We start from the raw sequence: 20,171 nt of genomic DNA, 5'->3' as shown, positions 1-20,171 counted from the left end.
ACGGTACTCAACCTGTCCAGCCGCGCTAGCGTCTGGGCATGCCTGACGACGACGCTGCGCCGCACCCCGGGGAGGCAGGAGGATCTCCTGCCGAGCCGCTCGCCGACCGGCCGATGTCGTGGCCGGTCGTGGCCAGCCGGGACCTGCACCGTGACGACTGGGTGGTCGCGCTGCGCGAGGACCGGATCACCCGGCCGGGACATCCGGAGGAGTTCACCCGGATCAGCCTCGAGCACCCGGGCGCCGTGGTCGTGCTCGCCGTGGACGACGACGAGCGGGTGATGTGCCTGCGTCAGTACCGCCACACGAGCGGGTACGAGTTCGTCGAGCTGCCGGCCGGCCTGCGCGACGCGGGGGACGAGCCCGCGGTCGAGACCGCCCGGCGCGAGCTGCGCGAGGAGGTCGAGCTGGAGGCGCGCGAGTGGCGCCCGTTGCTCAGCACGTACGGGAGCGCGGGCATCAGCGACGAGGTGCACGAGATCCTGCTCGCCCGCGGACTCACCCACGCGTCGCGCGGGGACTTCGACCTGCGGCACGAGGAGGCGGAGATGGAGCGCTTCTGGGTGCCCATGGCCGACCTGCTGGACGCGGTGCTCGAGGGGCGGGTCCGGCAGGGTCCGCTGGTCCAGGCGGTGCTCGCCTACGCGGTGCTCAAGCAGCGGGGGGCCCTCGAGGCCCCATGAGGCGTCCCGGGAGTAGTCTCGCTCCCGCTGTGAGGCGAGCCACACCGTGGTGGCTCCCGGACCCCTGAGGAGCAAGGCATGAAGGTCGGCGTACCCAAGGAAGTCAAGAACCGCGAGTACCGCGTGGCCCTGACGCCCATCGGCGTGCACGAGCTGGTCCAGCACGGCCACGAGGTCGTGGTCGAGAAGTCCGCGGGCGAGGGCTCGCAGATCCCCGACGAGCAGTTCCTCGCTGCGGGCGCGACGATGCTGGACACGGCCGACGACGTGTGGGGTGAGGCCGACATGGTCCTCAAGGTCAAGGAGCCCGTCGCCGAGGAGTACCACCGGATGCGAGAGGGTCAGACCCTCTTCACCTACCTCCACCTCGCCGCCGACAAGCCCCTCACCGAGGAGCTGATGGACCGCAAGGTCACCGCGATCGCGTACGAGACGGTGCAGCTGCCCTCCGGCGGGCTGCCCCTGCTCTACCCGATGTCCGAGGTCGCCGGCTGCCTCGCGCCGCAGGTCGGGGCGTACTCCCTGATGAAGGCCAACGGCGGCCGCGGTGTCCTCATGGGCGGTGTCGGCGGTGTGGCCAACGCCAAGGTGGTCATCATCGGTGCCGGCGTCTCGGGACAGAACGCCGCCAACATCGCGCTCGGCATGGGCGCCGACGTGACGCTGCTCGACACCGACCTCGACAAGCTGCGGATGTCGTTCTGGCGCTACAACAACCGCGTCCACGGCCTCGCCTCGTCCAAGCTCGCCATCGAGCAGCAGGTGATGGAGGCCGACATGGTCATCGGCGCCGTGCTGATCCCCGGCGCGGCGGCACCCAAGCTGGTCAGCAACGACCTGGTCTCGCGGATGAAGCCTGGCTCGGTGCTCGTCGACATCGCCATCGACCAGGGCGGCTGCTTCGAGGACTCCCACGCCACCACCCACGACGACCCGACCTACGAGGTCCACGACTCGGTCTTCTACTGCGTGGCCAACATGCCCGGCGCGGTGCCCAACACCTCGACGTACGCCCTGACCAACGCCACGCTGCCCTACGCGGTCGCGCTGGCCGACAAGGGCTGGCAGCAGGCCCTGCGCGACGACCGCAGCCTCGCCCTCGGCCTCAACACCCACGCCGGCCAGCTCACCAACGCCCCTGTCGGCGTGGCCGTGGGCATCGAGTCGGTGGATCTCGACAGCGTCCTCGGCTGAGACCGGGTGGGACGAGCGTGAGCCAGGGGGTGAGCCTGCGCCGTGCCGTCCGCACCTATCTCGACCACCTCGCGGTCGAGCGCGGACTCGCGGCGAACACGCTCAGCTCCTACACCCGCGACCTGCGTCGCTACGACGAGTTCCTGGCGGGCCAGGGGATCGAGGAGCTGGACGCGGTCACCGAGGCGACGGTGGCCGCGTTCCTGGTGAGCCTGCGGGAAGGGAGCGCGACGCACCCGCCGCTCAGCGCGACGTCCGCGGCGCGCACCGTCGTGGCGGTGCGGGGGTTCCACAGGTTCGCGGTCTCGGACGGCCTGGCACAGGCCGACCCGGCGGCGGCGGTCAAGCCGCCCACACCGGCCAAGCGGCTGCCCAAGGCGCTGCCGCTGTCCGACGTGGAAGCGATCCTCGAGGCCGCGGGAGCGCCGGACACGGTGCTCGCGCTGCGCGACCGGGCACTGCTCGAGCTGCTCTACGGCACCGGGGCGCGCATCTCAGAGGCCGTGGGCCTCGACGTCGACGACATCGACCAGGTCGACGGCACCGTGCTGCTGCGCGGCAAGGGCGGCAAGGAGCGGCTGGTGCCCGTCGGCGGCTACGCCCGCGACGCCGTGGCCGCCTACCTCACCCGCGGGCGCCCCGAGCTGGTCGGTGCGGGGCGCGGCGGGCCGGCGATGTTCCTCAACTCCCGCGGCGGACGGCTGTCGCGGCAGAGCGCATGGGCGGTCCTGGTCAAGGCGGCCGACAGCGCCGGCGTGACGGCGTCGGTGTCGCCGCACACGCTGCGGCACTCGTTCGCGACCCACCTGCTCGACGGCGGGGCAGACGTACGCGTGGTGCAGGAGCTGCTCGGCCATGCCTCCGTGACGACGACGCAGGTCTACACGCTCGTCACGGTCGACAACCTGCGCGAGGTGTTCGCGACCGCGCACCCCCGCGCCCGGGACTGACCGCACCCGTTGCGGCCGCCACCTGCGCGTCCGCGGCGTCAGGGTGGTTGGATCGACCCATGCCGGACCCTGCACGCCTCGACACCCGGGTCCCGACCGGCGCCGACCCTGACGCGGTCTACGACGCGTTCGCCGCGTGGGTGTCGGACCAGGGCCTCGCGCTCTACCCGCACCAGGACGAGGCCGTCATCGAGCTGCTCGGTGGCAACCACGTCATCCTCGCCACGCCAACCGGCTCGGGGAAGTCGCTGGTCGCCATCGGCGCGCACGTCGCGGCGCTCGCCCAGGACAAGGTCAGCTTCTACACCGCACCCATCAAGGCCCTGGTCAGCGAGAAGTTCTTCGCGCTCATCGAGGTCTTCGGCGCCGACAACGTCGGCATGCTGACCGGTGACGCGGCGGTGAACCCGGACGCCCCGATCATCTGCTGCACCGCCGAGGTGCTGGCCAACATCGCGCTGCGCGAGGGCCGGTCGGCGGACGTCGGGCTGGTGGTGATGGACGAGTTCCACTTCTACTCCGAGCACGACCGGGGCTGGGCCTGGCAGGTGCCGCTGCTGGAGCTCGTCGACGCCCAGTTCGTGCTGATGTCGGCGACGCTGGGCGACGTGTCCTTCTTCGTCGAGGACCTCCGGCGGCGCACCGGCCGGGACACCGCGGTCGTCGACGACGCGGAGCGCCCCGTACCCCTCAGCTTCCGCTGGTCGATGGAGCCGCTGGACGACACGCTCGAGGAGCTCGTGACGACGGGCCAGGACCCGGTCTACGTCGTCCACTTCACGCAGGCTGCCGCCGTCGAGCACGCGACCAATCTGCTCAAGTCACGCCTGGGCTCGGCGGGAGGGGGGCTGAAGGTCGACAAGGACGCGATCGCCGACCGGATCGGCGCCTTCCGGTTCGGTGCCGGCTTCGGCAAGACGTTGTCGCGACTGGTCCGCAGCGGCATCGGCGTCCACCACGCGGGGATGCTGCCCAAGTACCGGCGGCTGGTCGAGACCCTCGCCCAGGCCGGGCTGCTGCGCGTGATCTGCGGCACCGACACCCTCGGCGTGGGCATCAACGTGCCGATCCGCACCGTGCTGTTCTCCGGGCTCGCGAAGTTCGACGGCAACCGGCAGCGGGTGCTCCGCACCCGCGAGTTCCAGCAGATCGCCGGGCGGGCCGGGCGCGCGGGCTACGACACGGCCGGGTACGTCGTCGTGCAGGCGCCGGACTTCGTCATCGAGAACGAGCAGGCCAAGGCCAAGTCCGCCGCGCGGGTCGCGGCCGGCAAGAAGAAGTCGAAGGCGCAGCTGAAGAAGCCGCCCGAGGGCACGGTCGTGTGGACCGAGCAGACCTTCGACAAGCTGGTGGCGGGGGTGCCGGAGCGGCTGAGCAGCCGGATGAAGGTCGACAACGCGATGCTGATCAACGTGATCTCCCGCGAGGAGGACGCGTTCGCGGTGATGCGCCGCCTGGTCACCGACAACCACGAGGAGCGTCGCGCCCAGCTCCGGCTCGCGCGTCGCGCCCTGCGGCTGGGGCGCTCACTCGTGCGTACGGGCATCGTCACCCGCCTCGGCGAGCCCGACGAGCACGGCCGTCGCTTCGTGCTCACCGTCGACCTGCCCGACGACTTCGCGCTCAACCAGCCACTGGCCCACTTCGCGCTCGCCGCCTTCGACGTGCTCGACCCCGAGGAGGAGACCTACGGCCTCGACGTCGTGTCCGTGGTCGAGGCGGTCCTCGAGGCGCCCCGCCAGATCCTGATGGCCCAGCAGCACGCCGCACGCGGCGACGCGATCGGCCAGATGAAGGCCGACGGCCTCGAGTACGACGAGCGGATGGCGCTGCTCGAGGAGATCACCTGGCCCCAGCCCCTGCGCGAGCTCCTGGAGGCGCTGTACGAGACCTATCGCCAGACCCACCCCTGGCTGCCCGACGACGCGCTCGGACCGAAGTCGGTCGTGCGGGAGATGTGGGAGAACGGGATGGGCTTCACCGACTTCGCCGGCCGCTACCAGCTCGCCCGGTCCGAGGGGCTCGTGCTGCGCTACCTCACCGACGCGTACCGGACCCTTCGGCAGACCGTGCCCGAGGTCCACCGTGCCCCCGAGGTCGAGGACGTCATCGAGTGGCTGGGGGAGACGGTGCGGCAGACCGACTCGTCGCTGCTCGACGAGTGGGAGGCACTGTCCGACCCCGACCACGTCTCCAGTGCCGTCGCGCACCACGAGCCGCCACCTCCGCCGCGTGCGCTGTCACGGCAGGAACGACCGTTCCGGGTGATGCTGCGCAACGCCATGTGGGCACGGGTCGACGCGGTCGCCCGCGACGACCTCGACACGCTCGTACGCCTCGAGCGCAACGCCGCCGACCGCACCGATCCGCCGCGCCAGGTCGTCGTCGGCCGCTCGGCCTGGGACGCCGCGCTGGAGGACTACTACGCCGAGCACGACCGGGTGTTGACCGACGGCGACGCCCGTGGGCCGGACCTGCTGCTGGTGGGGGAGGAGCGCACGGGCGAGCCGGTGGGCGCCGACGAGGGCACCACCGCACGCGTGCGCGACGTACGCCAGACGATCCACGACCCCGAGGGGCACCACGACTGGGTCGTCGAGGGCGTCGTGGACTGCGACGCCACCGACGCGGCAGGCGAGCTGGTGCTCGCGACGGTTGCGATGAGGCGGCTGGGCGGCGCGTAGGGCAGTCCACCCCTAGGGGCGGTGACTTCACCCTGAACGTCATCGATTTTGGGGCCGAGAAGGTAAAGAACCGGACGTAGCGTGCGAGGCAGGCGGCGACTCTCCGGGGGTGCAGGATGACCGACCAGCAGCACGACGACCAGCAGCACGACGACCAACACGACGACGACCAGCACGACGACGACCAGCTGGACGCAGGGACGTACGACGAGGGAGACGACGAGACCTACGCCGACGACGCTCCCGCTGTCGGGCCCCTCGTCGCCGCGGGCCTGCTCGGTCTCGTCACCCTCCTGGTGCTGGTGGTGGCGTGGGCCGTCCTCGGACGCGACGACGATGCCCGCGACGCGAGCGGCCAGGCCTCGACGGCGGGTTCGGTGGGCGCCGGCGCGACGTCGACGCTGCCCTCGGACCTGGCGCCGGGTCGGCCCACACGGCTCGGTCGCTGCGTGCGCGCGCAGCGCGCCCTGGAGGAGACCCTGGACGCAGCGCAGCCCGCGCTCGACCAGTGGGCGGTGCACGTGGGTGCCATGAACAAGCTGGTCGTCGGTGAGATCACCCTGCAGCAGGCGACGGAGTTCTGGGAGAGCACGCGGCTGGGCGCCCAGCGTCGGGTGCGTGACTTCGGGGACTCGTTCGGCGCGCTCCGTGCCGTGGGCGTCGACTGCCCCGGTCCCGCCCTGCTGGCGCCCGGTGCCCGGGCACTCCCGGGGTGCGCCCGCGAGGTGCAGGCGGCCGTACGGGCGGTGCAGTCGGCCCGGGTGTCCGTGTCGACGTGGGAGGAGCACATCCACCACATGGACATGCTGAGGCTCGGGCAGATGACCCCCGAGCAGGCGACGGAGATGTGGCTGGACAGCTGGCAGAGCGGGGTGCGGGAGCTCGACGCCTACGACTCCGCGAGTGCCTCCGCCGAACGCGAGGACGGCTGCAGCCGGGCAGGTTCGTCGCGCTGACCGCGGGGGCACTAGAGTCCGCGCCGTGCGGCCGCGGCGCGTGCCGGGCACGTCCCGAACTGGTGCCGGAACTGTCGACGTGTCGACAAAGCCGGACGCCCTCGGCATGGTCCAATCGTGACGTCGGTCCAGGCACGACGAACGCGAGTAGGAGCGGACATGAGCGGTACGGGTTTCCACGGTTCGGACGTCGGCAGCACGGCCTCCGCGATGCCGCCACTCGCCCGACCACCCCAGCCGCACCACAGCCCCCAGCCCGGCCCGACCCCGCGAGACGAGCAGCCCGTGACCCAGCCGATCCCCTTCGAACGTCCCCTCGACACGCTCACCGAGCCGCGACCCGAGCCGCGCTCCGGGGCGACCGACGGCACCCCGGCACCCCTCGGGCCCACCGGACGCCCGATGCCGGTCTTCCCCGAGCCGCCTCCCGTCACGCGGCACGGCGGTGCCCGCGTGGTCTCGATGTGCAACCAGAAGGGCGGCGTCGGCAAGACCACGACCACGATCAACCTCGGCGCGTCGCTGGCCGAGTTCGGTCGCCGGGTGCTGCTCGTCGACTTCGACCCGCAGGGCTCGCTGTCGGTGGGCCTGGGGCTCAACCCGCACGAGATGGACCTGACCATCTACAACCTGCTCATGGACCGCGAGGTCACCCTCGACGAGGTCGTGGTGCCCTCCGGCATCGAGGGCATGGACCTGCTGCCATCCAACATCGACCTGTCCGCGGCCGAGGTACAGCTCGTGCACGAGGTGGCCCGCGAGCAGACCCTCCAGCGGGTGCTCGCCCCCGCGCTCGAGCAGTACGACGTGATCCTCATCGACTGTCAGCCCTCCCTCGGCCTGCTGACGGTCAACGCGCTGACGGCCTCCGACGGCGTCATCGTGCCCCTCGAGTGCGAATACTTCGCGCTGCGTGGCGTGGCACTGCTCAAGACGACCATCGACAAGGTGCGGGAGCGGCTCAACCCCAAGCTGGAGATCGACGGCGTGCTCGGCACCATGTTCGACGGCCGCACGCTCCACAGTCGCGAGGTGATGGAGCGTCTGGTCTCGGCGTGGGGCGACACCGTGTTCCACACCGTCATCCGCCGCACGGTGAAGTTCTCGGACGCCACGGTCGCGGGCGAGCCGATCACCTCCTACGCGTCCTCGTCCACGGGCGCCGACGCCTACCGCCAGCTCGCGAAGGAGGTGGTGACCCGGTGGCCCGCCGAGTGAGCATGCCGGCCGCGGACGACCTGTTCCGCCCGACGTCCGAGACAGGCGATGCGACCGGCGCCGAGGCGGGCAAGCGGCCACGCCGGGTGCGCGCGGTGGCCGACGACGCCGAGCCGGCCGGGCCCAGGCGTCCGAGCGGACGGGTCCGCCACGACGAGAAGATGACGGTGTACGTCACCTCCGACGAGCTGCTCGACATCGAGCACGCCCGCCTCGTGCTGCGCCGCGAGCACGGCATGGCCGTCGACCGTGGGCGCCTGGTCCGCGAGGCCCTCGCCATGGTGCTCGCCGACCTCGAGGCCCAGGGGGCCGACAGCGCCCTGGTGAAGCGGCTGCTCGACGAGTGAGCGCCGCCGCCCGACCCGCCTCGGACGCTGCCGTGAGCGCTGCCGCGAGCGCGCTCGAGCCCGGGAGCGAAGCCCCGGCGTTCGCCGTACGGCTGGACAACTTCGAGGGACCCTTCGACCTGCTCCTCGGGTTGATCGCCAAGCACAAGCTCGACATCACCGAGGTGGCGCTCTCCCAGGTCACCGACGAGTTCATCGCGCACGTGAAGAATCTCGGCGACTCCTGGGACCTCGAGCAGACCACGTCCTTCCTCGTGGTCGCCGCCACCCTGCTGGACCTCAAGGCCGCCCGGCTGCTCCCGCAGGGCGACGTGGAGGACGAGGAGGACCTCGCGCTGCTGGAGGCCCGCGACCTGCTCTTCGCCCGCCTCATGCAGTACCGCGCGTTCAAGCTCGTCGCGTCGGTGCTCGAGGAGCGCCTCGCCTCGGAGTCGCGGCGCCACTCGCGCGCAGTGGGGCTCGAGGATCGGTTCGCCACGCTGCTGCCCGAGGTCCTCATCGGGATCGGGCTCGACGACTTCGCCCGCCTGGCGGCGCGGGCGATGGAGCCCAAGCCGGTGCTCGAGGTCTCGCTACAGCACATCCACGCCGCCCGCGTCAGCGTGCGCGAGCAGGCGCAGGTGGTCGTCGACCGGCTGCGCCGCAGCGGCACGATGACCTTCCGTGCCCTGTGCGGCGACTCGCCTGACCGGCTCACCACGGTCGCACGGTTCCTGTCGCTGCTCGAGCTGTTCCGCGAGGGTGCCGTGTCGTTCGACCAGGTCACTCCGCTGGGCGAGCTGACCGTGCGCTGGACCGGCGCCGAGGACGGTGACGTGGACATCCACGACGAGTTCGACGGCGCGCCCGCCGACGACGATGATGCACCCATGACGTCGGTCGCGGCCGACGAGCCGGAGGAGGACCAGTGAGCGAGCAGCCCGACGTCGACCCGAGCGAGGTCGACACCCTCGACGTGGCGGTGGCCGAGCTGCGTCCGGCGCTGGAGGCGATCCTCATGGTCTCCGACGAGCCCCTCGGCACCGTCCGTCTGGCCTCGGTGGTCGGCCATCCGGTCGAGGAGGTCGACGAGGCCCTCGCCGCTCTCGCCGCCGAGTACACCGACCAGGGTCGCGGCTTCGAGCTGCGCCAGGTCGCCGGCGGGTGGCGGTTCTACTCGCGCGCGGACTTCGCCGGCGTGGTGGAGACGTTCGTGCTCGAGGGCCAGCAGGCCCGGCTCACCCAGGCGGCGCTGGAGACGCTGTCGGTGGTCGCCTACAAGCAGCCGGTGTCCCGCGCCCGGGTCTCGGCGATCCGAGGCGTCAACGTCGACGGCGTGATGCGTACGCTCCTGACCCGCGGCCTCGTCGAGGAGGCCGGGCAGGACGAGCAGAGCGGCGCCAACCTCTACCGCACGACCTCCTACTTCCTCGAGCGCATCGGGATCACCTCGCTCGACGAGCTGCCCGAGCTCGCGCCCTACCTGCCCGACATGGACGACCTCGAGGACGAGCTGGCCAGCGTCGCCGGCCTCGACGCGCCTGCCACCCAGCCGCCGACCGAGCCGACGCCCGCGCCGACGCCGGTCGTGCACCACTCGCCGCACTCGGGATCGGGCACCGAGCCCGACGGCGGCACCGAGATCGCATGACCACCCCGCCACGCACGAGGACCGCATGAAGCCGCACGACGCACCCGACAACGACCAGCCCGCCTCGCAGCGACCCGCCACCGACGAGGACGGCCTGATCCGCCTCCAGAAGCTGCTCGCGCAGTCGGGCGTCGCGAGCCGGCGCAAGTGCGAGGAGCTGATGCTCGACGGGCTCGTCGAGGTGGACGGCGAGGTCGTCACCCGCCTCGGCACCAAGGTCGACCCCCGTACGGCGGTCGTCCGCGTCGACGGGAAGCGGCTCCCGCCGATCAGCGACAAGGTCTACCTGGTGCTCAACAAGCCCCGCGGAGTCGTGTCGACGATGTCCGACCCCGAGGGGCGGCCCACGCTCGGTGACCTCGTCGCCGACCGGCCCGAGCGGCTCTTCCACGTCGGTCGGCTCGACACCGACACCGAGGGCCTGATCATCCTCACCAACGACGGCGACTTCGCGCAGCACCTGGCCCACCCCTCCCACGAGGTCGACAAGACCTACGTGGCCGAGGTCGAGGGCGAGGTGCACGTCCGCACCGTCCGCGAGCTGCTCGACGGGGTCACGCTCGACGACGGACCGGTCACCGTCACCCACGCCCGTGTGGTCGGAGGCGACCCGCGGCGCGAGGGCAGCAACCGGTCGATCGTCGAGCTGACGATCCACGAGGGCCGCAACCGCATCGTGCGCCGGCTCCTCGACCACGTGGGCCACCCCGTACGCCGGCTCACTCGCACGCAGGTCGGCCCGGTGACGCTCGCGCGGCTCGGGTCGGGGGAGATGCGCGAGCTCACCGTCGCGGAGCTCGGTGAGCTGATGGACAGCGCGCAGCTCTGACCCCGCCCACGGATAGGCTTCCCGGCGTGGCAGTGAGAGCAGTGCGGGGCGCGACCCAGCTCGAGGAGGACACCCGCGAGCACATGCTGGACCGGGTGGCCGAGCTGGTGACGGACGTGATGGAGGCCAACGGTCTCGAGGTCGACGACTTCATCTCGATCATCTTCACCGCGACCAGCGACCTCACCAGCGAGTTCCCCGCGTACGCCGCGCGACAGCTCGGGTTCTCCGACGTCCCGCTGGTGTGCGCCAGGGAGCTGGAGATCGAGGGATCGATGCCGCGGGTCGTGCGACTGATGGCCCACGTGGAGACCGACCTCCCGCGCTCGGACGTCACCCACGTCTACCTCCACGGGGCCGCCAACCTGCGGCGTGACCTGACCCGGACCACCAGCCATGACTGAGGACGCGCTGCCGGCCCTGACCGGGCCGGTCGAAGTCGTCGGTGCAGGCCTCATCGGCACCTCGGTCGCCCTCGTGTGCAGGCGGCTCGGGATCGAGGTCGTGCTGCGCGACACCTCGGCGGAGAACGTCCGGACGGCCCACGGCCTCGGGGCGGGCCGGGCCGTCACCCCCTCCGACCGTCCCCAGCTGGTCGTGGTGGCGGTGCCGCCGGCCAGGATCCCCGACGCGATCGTCGAGGCACTCAGCCGCTCGGACGCGGTCGTCACCGACGTCGGGAGCGTCAAGGAGGCCCCCCTCGCGGCGGTGGCACGGCGTGTCGGCGCCGCCGACCTCGCGCGCTACGTCGGGTCGCACCCGATGGCCGGCAGCGAGCGCTCCGGACCGCTCGCCGCCAGCGCCGCGCTCTTCGACGGCCGTCCGTGGGCCGTCACTCCGCACGCCGCGGCCGACGCGCGCGCGGTGGGCCTGGTCGAGTCACTCGTCCTCGAGTGCGGCGCGGCACCGGTCCGGATGGGGCCTGCGGAGCACGACCGGGCCGTGGCCCGGATCTCGCACCTGCCGCACCTCGCCGCCGTCCTGGTCGCAGGGCGCCTCGCCGCCGCGCCGGTCGAGCACCTCGCGCTGTCCGGGCAGGGCGTGCGAGACGTCACCCGGGTCGCAGCGAGCGACCCGGCACTGTGGCAGCAGATCCTCGAGGCCAACAGCGAGGCGGTCCTCGACCTCCTCGCCGAGGTCCGTGCCGACCTCGACGCCCTGATGACCGCTGTCGCGGCCGACTCCGGTCCCGACCTCGTCGAGATCCTCGCTCGCGGCAACGCCGGCACCGCGGCCATCCCCGGCAAGCACGGCGGCCCGGCACGGCCCACGCGCTCTGTCTTCGTGGCCGTGCCCGACCACCCGGGAGAGCTGGCCCGCCTGTTCGGCGACGCGGGCGAGATCGGCGTCAACATCGAGGACGTCCACATCGACCACGACCCGGGACGACCGGTCGGCCTCACCGAGCTGGTCGTCGAGCGCGGCAGCGCCGATCGCCTCCTCGCTGCTCTCGAATCTCGCGGGTGGACGACTCACCGGTAATCTTCTCGCCCGTGACCCACGGCGACAGCACCTCCCTCGACAGCACCTCCCGCGACGGGCACGGACTCGTCATCGCCGTCGACGGCACGTCTGGCTCCGGCAAGTCGAGCACCTCGCGCGGGGTGGCCGAGCGCCTCGGGCTGCGCTACCTCGACACCGGAGCGATGTTCCGCGCGATGACCTGGTGGCTCCTGTGCGAGGGTGTCGACGTACGCGACGCGGGCGCCGTCGCCGCCGTGGCGGACCGGCCCGCCATCGAGTCCGGCACCGACCCGCGCGACCCCACCATCACGGTCGACGGCGTCGACGTCTCGGTGGAGATCCGCAGCGACGAGGTCACCTCCGCCGTCAGCCCGGTCAGCGTGGTCCCCGAGGTCCGCGCCCGGCTGCTCGGGCTCCAGCGTGACGTGATCGGCGACGGCGGCATCGTCGTCGAGGGTCGCGACATCGGCTCGGTGGTGTGGCCGCAGGCCGAGGTCAAGGTCTACCTGAGCGCCGACCCCGACGCCCGTGCCCAGCGTCGCGCGGCGGAGCAGGGCGCCACCGACCTCGCCAGCACGCAGCAGTCGCTGCTCGAGCGTGACCGGATCGACTCCGGCCGCGCCACCGCACCGCTGACGATGGCCGAGGGTGCCGTCCACGTCGACAGCACCCACCTCACGCTCGCCGAGGTCATCGACCAGATCGTCGCCCTGGCACCGGGGACCCGGGGCGCGTGAGCAGGCCCGAGCTCCCTGCCAGCGCCGCCCAGCACCCACCCACCCGCTTCCTGAACCGGCTGCGCGGCCCGTCCGCGTCGCTCCTGCGCCGGCGGTGGCCGATCGAGGTGCACCACGCCGACCGGGTGCCGGCCGCGGGCGGCGTGGTCCTCGCGGCCAACCACGTCGGTGTGATCGACGGCCCGCTGCTCGCGGTCCTCGCACCGCGGCCCGTCCACGCGCTGACCAAGCAGGAGATGTTCGCCGGCGGCCTCGGCCCGTTCCTGCGCGCGTCCGGCCAGATCCCGCTCGACCGGTTCCGGCCGGACCTCGGAGCGATCCGCACGTGCCTGCGAGTCATCCGTGACGGCGGAGTGGTCGGCATCCTCCCCGAGGGGACCCGCGGCGACGGCGAGCTGCACCGCTTCCACCACGGCGCGGCCTACCTCGCGCTCGTGACCGGCGCACCGGTCGTCCCGGTCACGATGATCGGCACCCGTCCGCCCGGGGGCGGGTCCAACGCGCTGCCCGAGCGGGGTGGCACGGTGGAGGTCGTGTTCGGACGGCCGTGGCGGACGACACAGCAGCCGTGGCCACGCACCCGGGAACACGTGGCCGCCACGTCGGTGTTGCTCCGGGGGCACATGCTGTCCGAGCTCGCGTGCGCGCTCGCGGACACGCGCCGATCCTTGCCCGGGCCGCTTCCTGCGGGACAATCCGAGGACGACCCCGACACCGGGCTCGTCGAGCCATCCAGAGAGCTGTGATCACGCATGAGTGAGTACGACGCCACCAGCGTCGAGTCCGTCGACCCGACCGACGCGACCGACACTTCCGGACCGACGCCGGTCCTGGCGGTCGTGGGCCGTCCCAACGTCGGCAAGTCCACCCTCGTCAACCGGATCATCGGTCGTCGCGAGGCCGTCGTGGAGGACCGGCCGGGCGTGACGCGCGACCGCGTCTCCTACGACGCCGACTGGAACGGGCGCTCCTTCACGGTGGTCGACACCGGTGGGTGGGACCCCGACGCGCGCGGCCTCGCGGAGCGGATCGCCGGGCAAGCGGAGGTGGCGGTCTCGCTCGCCGACGCCGTCCTCTTCGTGGTCGACGCGACCGTGGGCATCACCGACGCCGACGAGGCGGTCGTACGGATCCTGCGTGCGTCCGGCAAGCCCGTGGTGCTCGCCGCCAACAAGGTCGACGACGCCCGCACCGAGGCGGAGGCGTACGGCCTGTGGAACCTCGGCCTCGGCGAGCCGTGGCCGGTGTCCGCGCTCCACGGCCGCGGATCCGGCGACATGCTCGACGCGATCCTCGCGGCGCTGCCGGAGACCCCGGAGCAGTCCTTCGAGGAGGTCGGTGGTCCGCGCCGCATCGCCATCGTCGGCAAGCCCAACGTCGGCAAGTCGTCGCTGCTCAACATGCTCGCCAAGGAGGACCGCGTCGTCGTCGACAACGCGGCCGGCACCACCGTCGACCCCGTCGACGAGCTCATCACGCTGGGGGACCGGACCTGGCGCTTCATCGACACCGCCGGCATCCGCAAGCGCGTCAACCAGGCCTCCGGCCACGAGTACTACGCCTCGCTGCGCACCACGACGGCGATCGACCGGGCGGAGGTCGCCGTGCTCGTCCTCGACGCCAGCGAGACGGTCTCCGAGCAGGACATGCGGATCATCCAGACCATCCGCGACGCCGGCCGGGCCATGATCATCGCCTTCAACAAGTGGGACCTCGTCGACGAGGAGCGCCGCTACTACCTCGAGCGCGAGATCGAGCGCGACCTCGTGCAGCTCACGTGGGCGCCCCGGATCAACTTCACCGCCCGCACCGGCTGGCACGTCGACCGCCTCGTCCCCGCGATCGAGAAGGCGCTCGAGGGCTGGGAGACGCGCATCGGCACCGGTGCGTTGAACACCTTCCTGGGCCGGCTGGTCGCCGAGCACCCGCACCCGGTGCGCAGCGGCAAGCAGCCCAAGATCCTGTTCGCCACGCAGCCCTCGACCGCGCCGCCGACCTTCGTGCTGTTCACCAGCGGCAAGCTCGACGCGGCCTACGAGCGGTTCATCGAGCGTCGCCTGCGCGAGGAGTTCGGCTTCGCCGGCACCCCGATCGTGATCAACCAGAAGCCGCGGGAGAAGCGCAAGCGGTGAACGTCAGGGGGTGAGTCCCGCAGCGCGCAGCCAGTCCATCGGGTCGACTGGGCTGCCGCCGGCGGGACGGACCTCGAGGTGCAGGTGCGGGCCGGTGGAGTTGCCGGTCGACCCCACGCTGCCGACGACGTCCGCGACCTCGACCTGCTGACCCGCCGCGACCGTGACGTCGGTCTGGTGGCAGTACCAGACCTCGGTCCCGTCGGGCAGCTCGAGGATCGTGCGCAGCCCGTACGGGCCGGCGTACGCCACCTCCGTGACCACGCCGCCGGCGACCGCGACGAGGGGCTCGCCGGCGCCGGCGCTGAAGTCCTGCCCGCCGTGCTCGGCCTCCCACAACGGCCCGGTCAGGCCGAAGCCCGCGGAGAGGTCGTACGACGCCATCGGCAGCACGACGCGCACGGCGTCCGGGTCCCCACGGTAGCCGTACCTCGCCAGGAGCTCCTTGCGCCCGATCAGGGCGCGATCGTGTGCGTCGGCCCGGCGGTTGAGGGCCGCGAGCTCCTGCTGGCGCTCGGCGACCTGGCGGGCGAGCTCGATGGCCCGCAGCTGTCGTCCGTCCTCACGCACCGCGACCTCGGGCGCGGCGTGGGCCGAGGGCGCGCCGAGGACCAGAGCGGCGGCGGTCGCGGCGACCACCGCGCCGGCACGGTGCAGCATGGATGACACGTGAACCCCCACAGGTTGACGGTTCATCCTCCGGGCGGGAGCACCGAGCCGTGGTGGGAATCGATGCAAATGGCCCACTCGGACTACTGGCCGGATGACGCGCGCGGGTCGATTCCGCGCGGGCGGAGGGGCTGCGGTAGTGTTCCACTCGCTTCGCAGGCCTCGTGCCGGAGGCGTTCGGGCTGTGGCGCAGCTTGGTAGCGCACTTGACTGGGGGTCAAGGGGTCGCAGGTTCAAATCCTGTCAGCCCGACCGAAAAATTGCCTCTGACCTGCGGAAACGCGGGTCAGAGGCAGTTCTCGTTTTGACGTGGAACCGCGGAATGGTCGTTTACTAGTCGTAAACGATTTCGCAGCCTATGAATCCGCGCTCGTATCGTCGCTCTCAGCGAGGCGCTCGAGGAGCTCGGAGAGGTCGGCTGAAACCGGAGGCTTTGCGATGTAGTGATCGCGGGTGACCTGGCTCGAGGAGTGTCCGAGCTGGCGCGAGGCGAGCTCGGACGTCGTCGCCTCAGAGATCACGGTCGCCACGGTCTTGCGGAACGTGTGTGGGGTCACCCACTCATAGCCGGTGTCCTTGCGGATCTGCCGCCACCGACGCTCGATGTTGACGACCTGGTGCCAGGTGCCGTTGCGGGTGGCGAAGACGGCGTCGTTCTCGTTGGGTGTCGCGAACTCCCGGCGCACGCGGAGCAGCTCGGCCGCGAACCGGGGGAGCACCACGGCTCGTCGGCTGGCGTCCGACTTCGGAGTGGGCTTCCGATACGTCCCCTTTCCGGTCTCGGTCTTGATCGTGCCCGACACCGTGAGGATGGGTAGATCGCCATCGAGGTCCAGGTCGCTCCAGCGCAAGGCGAGGATCTCGCCGATGCGGCAACCAGTGGCGAGCATCAGGTCGATGATGTCGGCCATGTCACCGGTGGCCTTGGGTCCGGGGCGGTCCGCGTTGACCCACCGGCGTACGGCAGCGCGGATCTCGATCAAGTCCTCGACCCGCAGAGCCTTGGTCTCCTGCTTGGGTCGGTGTACCCGACTCGTCCCACGGGCCGGATTGGTCGGGATTGCATCGTGTCGGACCGCGAGGTCGAGCATGGCCCCTAGGACGACCTTGGCCTTGCGTTGCCGGTTCACGCTCTGATCACGCAACCTCAGCAGGAGCCGGTCTAGCCGGCCCGTGGTGGCCTCGCGGAGTTTTAGACCGCCAACACTCGGTAGCACCAGGTTGTCCAGCACCCGGCGGTACTCGTTGATGGTGGTCTGCTCGATCCGACCCTCAGCCTCGAGACCAGTGATCCACAGGTTGGCGAGATCGATCAGCCGGATCTCCGCGGTGATGAGCTCGCCCGCTGGCGCGGTGCGCGTGCCCAGCTTGTCTCGAAGCGCTCGCTCCGCGGCCGCCTTGCTCGGACCAGTCGCAGTGACGCGACGGGTGTTGCCGTCGTGGTCGCGGAACCGCGTCAGGGCGCGGTAGCTGCCGTCGCGGATCTTCTCGGTAGTGATGGTCCCCCACGTGCCGAGGGGGAGTGGTGGCCTGGCCATGGCCCCTACTCGCCTGCTGCGGGCTCGAGATGCTCGACGATCCATGCGTCGAGGTCCGCGCGGCGGTAGCGCAGGCAACCGCCCACTTTCACGGCGCGTGGTCCGAACCCGACCCGGCGGGTCCGCCAGGTGTACAACGTCGCCTTCGGGATCGCGAGGTAGGCCGCAGCCTCGTCGATGGTGAGGATCATGCTCTCGTGGCTGGTGTCGACGGTGGTACTCATCGTGTGCTCCTTCGTGATCACGAGGACAGGTTTGCCCTCGTAACTGAAGGTGTGCAGGGTTCACCGCGGAGACTGTGGAGAACTGACCCTTAATCGAGCTTCTGGACCGAACGCAGGTGCATCGCCGGGCGAACGGTGTCCTTGAGCCCGACCTGCAAGACCTCGCGGGGAGCATCTGCTGCTCCGTGACGCCGGTTGTCGGGTTGCGATCGCGCTTGCTGTGTTTTGCGCTCTTAGCCAGAGGTCGCAGGTTCAAATCCTGCCCCCGCTACAAAGTTTCAGGCTCGGAGATCGTTGATCTCCGAGCCTGAAAGCATTTGAGATTTGATCCGACTGCCACAAACCTGCCAGAAACCCCGTCGCTGCACCGCCATCGGCAGGATCCGCGGGCATCGCCATGGGGCTTCACGGATCCCCACGGGAGCACTCGGGGTGCCGCGTGCACCTCACGGTCATGGAGACCACCACCAGCCCATTGAGCGGCCTGGAGCCGCTGCTGAGCATCGAAGAGCTCGCCGAGTACCTCCACGTGCCCGTCACGACGATCCGCGACTGGCGCACCGACGGCAAGGGGCCGTGCGCGATCAAGGTCGGTGGCCGCGTCCGCTTCGCCACCTCCGACGTCCTGGCCTGGCTGCATCAACAGCGCGAGGCCGAGCCGGGGCACGGGCCCAGCGGCGGGTGAACGATCGTGGTTAGACCGCGCACTCCGATCGGCACTTTCGGTGAGATCCACCTCGACAGGACAAGTGACGGGCGGGCTCGTGCGCTGACCCGGTTCCGGGACTACGACGGGCAGCTGCGCCGCGTCCAGGCGACGGCCGCCACCCCGAAGGCCGCCGAACGCAAGCTCAAGGAGCTACTGGCCGAGCGAACCGAGCAGACCGTCCGGCAGGGCGAGCTCACCCCTGCCAGCTCGTTCCGACACCTCGTCGACGTGTGGCTCGCCGACCTGGACCTCGAGGACGCGCTCGCCCCCAGCACGCGGGCACTCTACGAGCGCAACATGCGTCAGCTCGTCATGCCGGCGTTCGAACACTACGCGCTGCGTGAGATCAGCGTGCGCAAGGTCGACCAGTTCATCAAGACGCTCGCCAAGACCAGGAGCTACAGCATGGCCAAGCAGGCCCGTACCGTGATGAGCCTCGCCTTCGGGCTTGCCGTGCGCTACGACGCGATGCGCGAGAACCCGGTCCGTGACACCGCTCGCCTCCGCAGGCCGCCCACCCAGGCGATGTCGCTCTCCAGCGAGCAGGTCGACGAGATCCGTCGGGCCGTCCGCGGGTGGCGCCGCGGCGCCGGCGTGCCCGGCCCGCCGCCGGACGGGCAGCTGGAGCAGATCATCGAGGTCATGCTGGGCACCTCGGCCCGCATCGGCGAGGTGCTCGCCATCCGCAAGTGCGACGTGGACGTGACGAGGTCGCCTGCCACCGTTCGCCTGTGCGGGACGATCGTGTCGCCCGCGGGGAAGCCCACGCATCGACAGCCCCACCCGAAGACGATGACGTCGACCAGGACCGTCTCCGTGCCGTCCTTCACCGCCGAGGTCCTGCGCGCACGGCTGGTAAGCATCGCGTCAGAGGCACCAGACCAGTTGATCTTCTTCAGCCGCAACGGCACGCCGCTCACGACGAACAACATCCGCCGACGGCTCCGCGCGGTGCTGGAGGATGCAGGCATCGACGGTGTGACGCCCCACTCGTTCCGACGAACCGTCGCGACCGTCCTCGACCGGGCCGGGGGAGCGGAGCTAGCGGCCGAGATGCTGGGCCATACCTCCTCCAAGATCACCAAGCAGCACTACATCGAGCCGGACGAGGCGGTGAACCCGGTGACGGCCGACATCCTCGAGGCACTCGCCCCACACAGGGCAGACGACGAGCGATAGCCCCACGCCCGCAGTCTTGCCACCGCGCCGAATCGCGGCGATGTTAAGCAGGGCGCGGACGATCCGATGTCGTCGCCAGTGGGGGCGCTCCGCGGCTACTGCGTGGAGTCGAATCGATCCTTGAGCACTGCCTGTAGTTCTCGGGCTGTCGGGTTCGTGTCACCTTTTCGCACGGTGGCGCAGACGTCCGTCCATGCGCCCTCATCGCGCAGGCGGAGATAGTGGACGCCTTCTTGCCGTAGGGCACGTACGGAGGCTGGTACCACCGCCACCCCGACCTCAGCCGCTACCAACGCCAGGAGGGTGGCGAACTGATTGGCCTCCTGGGCGAATTGAAGGCGTACGCCGCCGGCGTGGGCCAGGACAACGAGCCGGTCCCAGGCGCGCGGCACCCGGTCCCGCGGAAGGGTGACGAACGCTGATCCCACGAGGTCGGCGATCCCGATGGTGCGGCGGTGCTGCAGGGGATGAGACGTCGGTACGACGGCGAGCAGCGGCTCGCGCAGGAGAGTGCGGACGTCCAGGTCGTCCTGAGCCTCCAGGTCACGGCTGAGCCCGACGTCGATGACCTCCTCACGGAGCGCGGTGATCTGCTCCTCTGTGGTCATCTCGCGCAGGGCGAGCTGGACCTCAGGCCGCGCGCTGCTGTGCCGTCGTACGAGATCGGGAAGGATGTGGATCGCGGCGGAGGCCACGAAGCCCAGGGTCACGGTGCCGCGCACCCCGGCGGCCGCAGCGACGGCCGCCTCACGGCTCGATTCCGCCGCGGAGAGCGCTCGCCGCGCAGTGTTGACGAACGCGACGCCCGCTGGAGTGAGCTTGACGCTGCGGCTGGTGCGCTCGAACAGCTCGACGCCGAGGTCGCGCTCGAGGTCTCGCACCTGGCGAGAGAGCGAAGGCTGGGCGACGAGCAGCCTCTCGGCCGCCCTGCCGAAGTGCAGCTCATCGGCCACTGCGACGGCGTAACGCATCTGACGAAGCTCCATGGGCCAGCTCTATCACCAATGACCAATGTGAATCAATCAGTG

Annotated in this window: 21 protein-coding genes and 1 tRNA gene; 18 read left to right on the top strand and 4 right to left on the bottom strand. The window is 71.0% G+C overall.

From position 1 onward, the window contains the following. The first annotated feature begins 38 nt into the window (after positions 1 to 38). From EXE59_RS19125 to der, 15 genes are all read left to right on the top strand, one after another. A complete protein-coding gene (locus tag EXE59_RS19125) occupies positions 39 to 683 on the top strand; it encodes an NUDIX domain-containing protein (protein WP_135840320.1) in 645 nt (214 codons plus the stop codon). A 78-nt stretch (positions 684 to 761) separates the two neighbouring features. After that, positions 762 to 1,877 (top strand): alanine dehydrogenase, encoded by a 1,116-nt coding sequence (gene ald, locus EXE59_RS19120; RefSeq protein ID WP_135840319.1) that lies wholly within the window; start codon positions 762 to 764, stop codon positions 1,875 to 1,877. Positions 1,878 to 1,894: 17 nt separating this feature from the next. After that, positions 1,895 to 2,827, top strand: a complete 933-nt coding sequence (gene xerD / locus EXE59_RS19115; RefSeq protein WP_135840318.1) for a site-specific tyrosine recombinase XerD — start codon at positions 1,895 to 1,897, stop codon at positions 2,825 to 2,827. Between the two features lie 59 nt (positions 2,828 to 2,886). Further along, positions 2,887 to 5,511, top strand: coding sequence for a DEAD/DEAH box helicase (locus EXE59_RS19110; protein WP_135840317.1), 2,625 nt, complete (start codon positions 2,887 to 2,889; stop codon positions 5,509 to 5,511). 116 nt (positions 5,512 to 5,627) lie between these two features. Beyond that, positions 5,628 to 6,467, top strand: a complete 840-nt coding sequence (locus EXE59_RS19105) for a hypothetical protein (RefSeq protein ID WP_135840316.1) — start codon at positions 5,628 to 5,630, stop codon at positions 6,465 to 6,467. A 159-nt stretch (positions 6,468 to 6,626) separates the two neighbouring features. Continuing rightward, the gene (locus tag EXE59_RS19100; protein WP_342777217.1) at positions 6,627 to 7,685 is read left to right on the top strand and encodes a ParA family protein; all 1,059 of its coding nucleotides are present in this window, start codon (positions 6,627 to 6,629) and stop codon (positions 7,683 to 7,685) included. Next, positions 7,670 to 8,032 carry a hypothetical protein gene (locus EXE59_RS19095; RefSeq protein WP_246056910.1) on the top strand — a complete coding sequence of 121 codons (363 nt, stop codon included), beginning with the start codon at positions 7,670 to 7,672 and terminating at the stop codon, positions 8,030 to 8,032. The genes EXE59_RS19100 and EXE59_RS19095 overlap by 16 nt, the downstream gene beginning before the upstream one ends. A 32-nt stretch (positions 8,033 to 8,064) precedes the next feature. Beyond that, the gene (locus tag EXE59_RS19090) at positions 8,065 to 8,943 is read left to right on the top strand and encodes a segregation and condensation protein A (RefSeq protein WP_210429072.1); all 879 of its coding nucleotides are present in this window, start codon (positions 8,065 to 8,067) and stop codon (positions 8,941 to 8,943) included. Beyond that, entirely contained in the window at positions 8,940 to 9,662 is a 723-nt protein-coding gene (gene scpB / locus EXE59_RS19085) for an SMC-Scp complex subunit ScpB (RefSeq protein WP_135840314.1), read from the top strand. Before EXE59_RS19090 ends, scpB begins: the two co-directional genes overlap by 4 nt. Positions 9,663 to 9,687: 25 nt before the next feature. Then, a complete protein-coding gene (locus EXE59_RS19080) occupies positions 9,688 to 10,491 on the top strand; it encodes a pseudouridine synthase (RefSeq protein WP_135840313.1) in 804 nt (267 codons plus the stop codon). 26 nt (positions 10,492 to 10,517) lie between these two features. Then, entirely contained in the window at positions 10,518 to 10,895 is a 378-nt protein-coding gene (aroH, locus tag EXE59_RS19075) for a chorismate mutase (protein ID WP_129457000.1), read from the top strand. Then, positions 10,888 to 11,973 carry a prephenate dehydrogenase gene (locus EXE59_RS19070; RefSeq protein WP_135840312.1) on the top strand — a complete coding sequence of 362 codons (1,086 nt, stop codon included), beginning with the start codon at positions 10,888 to 10,890 and terminating at the stop codon, positions 11,971 to 11,973. The genes aroH and EXE59_RS19070 overlap by 8 nt, the downstream gene beginning before the upstream one ends. A gap of 11 nt (positions 11,974 to 11,984) precedes the next feature. Then, positions 11,985 to 12,692: a (d)CMP kinase gene (cmk, locus tag EXE59_RS19065; RefSeq protein WP_135840311.1), complete on the top strand. Its 708-nt coding sequence runs from the start codon at positions 11,985 to 11,987 to the stop codon at positions 12,690 to 12,692. Beyond that, the gene (locus EXE59_RS19060) at positions 12,689 to 13,438 is read left to right on the top strand and encodes a lysophospholipid acyltransferase family protein (RefSeq protein ID WP_135840310.1); all 750 of its coding nucleotides are present in this window, start codon (positions 12,689 to 12,691) and stop codon (positions 13,436 to 13,438) included. Before cmk ends, EXE59_RS19060 begins: the two co-directional genes overlap by 4 nt. Before the next feature lie 6 nt (positions 13,439 to 13,444). Then, positions 13,445 to 14,824, top strand: a complete 1,380-nt coding sequence (der, locus tag EXE59_RS19055) for a ribosome biogenesis GTPase Der (RefSeq protein WP_135840309.1) — start codon at positions 13,445 to 13,447, stop codon at positions 14,822 to 14,824. Between the two features lie 3 nt (positions 14,825 to 14,827). On the opposite strand, the gene EXE59_RS19050 is transcribed toward der, so the two are convergent. After that, positions 14,828 to 15,484, bottom strand: a complete 657-nt coding sequence (locus EXE59_RS19050) for a M23 family metallopeptidase (RefSeq protein WP_135840308.1) — start codon at positions 15,482 to 15,484, stop codon at positions 14,828 to 14,830. Between the two features lie 187 nt (positions 15,485 to 15,671). On the opposite strand from EXE59_RS19050, the gene EXE59_RS19045 reads away from it, so the two are divergent. Continuing rightward, positions 15,672 to 15,745: transfer RNA gene (locus EXE59_RS19045), tRNA-Pro, on the top strand. A gap of 104 nt (positions 15,746 to 15,849) precedes the next feature. Here EXE59_RS19045 and EXE59_RS19040 read toward each other — a convergent pair. Both EXE59_RS19040 and EXE59_RS19035 read right to left on the bottom strand, forming a co-directional pair. Then, a complete protein-coding gene (locus EXE59_RS19040) occupies positions 15,850 to 17,031 on the bottom strand; it encodes a tyrosine-type recombinase/integrase (protein WP_135840307.1) in 1,182 nt (393 codons plus the stop codon). 5 nt (positions 17,032 to 17,036) lie between these two features. After that, on the bottom strand, positions 17,037 to 17,255 hold the full coding sequence (locus EXE59_RS19035; RefSeq protein ID WP_135840306.1) for a helix-turn-helix transcriptional regulator: 219 nt from the start codon (positions 17,253 to 17,255) through the stop codon (positions 17,037 to 17,039). A 454-nt stretch (positions 17,256 to 17,709) separates the two neighbouring features. On the opposite strand from EXE59_RS19035, the gene EXE59_RS19030 reads away from it, so the two are divergent. After that, on the top strand, positions 17,710 to 17,940 hold the full coding sequence (locus tag EXE59_RS19030) for a helix-turn-helix transcriptional regulator (protein ID WP_135840305.1): 231 nt from the start codon (positions 17,710 to 17,712) through the stop codon (positions 17,938 to 17,940). A 6-nt stretch (positions 17,941 to 17,946) separates the two neighbouring features. Beyond that, positions 17,947 to 19,143 carry a tyrosine-type recombinase/integrase gene (locus EXE59_RS19025; RefSeq protein WP_135840304.1) on the top strand — a complete coding sequence of 399 codons (1,197 nt, stop codon included), beginning with the start codon at positions 17,947 to 17,949 and terminating at the stop codon, positions 19,141 to 19,143. A gap of 95 nt (positions 19,144 to 19,238) precedes the next feature. On the opposite strand, the gene EXE59_RS19020 is transcribed toward EXE59_RS19025, so the two are convergent. Beyond that, positions 19,239 to 20,129 (bottom strand): LysR family transcriptional regulator, encoded by an 891-nt coding sequence (locus EXE59_RS19020; RefSeq protein WP_135840303.1) that lies wholly within the window; start codon positions 20,127 to 20,129, stop codon positions 19,239 to 19,241. Positions 20,130 to 20,171 lie beyond the last annotated feature (42 nt).

It is taken from the genome of Nocardioides eburneiflavus (assembly GCF_004785795.1).
In the GTDB taxonomy this organism is placed as follows: domain Bacteria; phylum Actinomycetota; class Actinomycetes; order Propionibacteriales; family Nocardioidaceae; genus Nocardioides; species Nocardioides eburneiflavus.
The sequence above is the reverse complement of the archived record's forward strand: the minus strand, read 5'-3'. Positions and strand labels throughout refer to the sequence as shown.